The 1,031-nt window shown below is 46.4% G+C and carries 1 protein-coding gene; it reads right to left on the bottom strand.

Annotation, left to right across the window (positions count from 1 at the left end; translation table 11 throughout):
• Window positions 1–54 precede the first annotated feature (54 nt).
• Window positions 55–975 carry an IS5 family transposase gene (locus tag AB4351_RS19855; RefSeq protein ID WP_065583724.1) on the bottom strand — a complete coding sequence of 307 codons (921 nt, stop codon included), beginning with the start codon at window positions 973–975 and terminating at the stop codon, window positions 55–57.
• Window positions 976–1,031 lie beyond the last annotated feature (56 nt).

The following is a 1,031-nucleotide window of genomic DNA, read 5'->3' as shown; positions in this document are numbered from 1 at the left end:
GGCTTTGTTGCGTAATTAAATTTAAAGATAGAACAACCCCGTTTCGCGTATTTCTTAATCAATACGACAAGTTTCAGGCATACCTAACCCAGTAAGCTTGTTCAACGCTTTTATCATCGCGTAAGTTTCACCCACCTGGGCATTGTAATTTCTTAAGCTCAATCGTCCTCCTAGCAACTGTTTAACTCGATACATCGCTGTTTCTGACAATGAACGTTTGTGGTATCCATACCGCTCTTTCCAATACTTATTTGAGCCGTATAATTTCTGGCAACCCACGGCGAGATTTCGAGGATGACCACGCTCCCAGAAGGCTGCCCCTTCTCTTGGGGGAATAAGCGCAACGGCTCGCTTCATCTTAATAGCAGCGCGACACGCTCTCGTGTCGTAAGCGCCATCACCAGACACCTCAAGGATGCTTCGACGTGTTTGTTTCAGTAGGTTCGGGAGTACTTCACCATCTGTAACCGTTGATAAACTTAGCTCGGCGGCAATGATCTCATGAGTGCTTGTATCAACTGCAATATGCAGCTTTCGCCAGACTCTCCGCTTGCCATCCGTCCCGTGTTTTTTGACTTTCCATTCACCTTCGCCATAAACCTTAAGGCCAGTTGCATCAATGGCTAGGTGTTGTATCGCTCCTCTCGCTTTAGTCTTAAATGAGACCTCAACTTGCTTGGCTCTACGACTGATGCAGGTGTAATGCGGACAACTTAACGGCACATGGGCTAACCTAAATATCGAGTCGATAAATCCTTGCAGCGCTCTCAGTGGCATAGAAAAAACTCGTTTCACCATGAGTGCTGTCGTAATAGCTAAATCACTGAACCGACGTGGCCTCCCGCGCTTATTCTGTTTGCTTTGCGCCCACCCACTTATTGCTTCTTCATCGATCCAGAAGGTCAGAGAACCACGGTTAATGAGCGATTGGTTGTATTGCTTCCAGTTGGTTGTTTTGTAACAAGGTTTAGGCATAAGGCTACGAGAGAGAGTGGTGGTAGCTGATCAGATCGTAGGTTCTTGATTTAGTT

It is taken from the genome of Vibrio sp. 10N.261.51.F11 (assembly GCF_041471665.1).
Classification (GTDB): domain Bacteria; phylum Pseudomonadota; class Gammaproteobacteria; order Enterobacterales; family Vibrionaceae; genus Vibrio; species Vibrio crassostreae_C.
The sequence above is the reverse complement of the archived record's forward strand: the minus strand, read 5'-3'. Positions and strand labels throughout refer to the sequence as shown.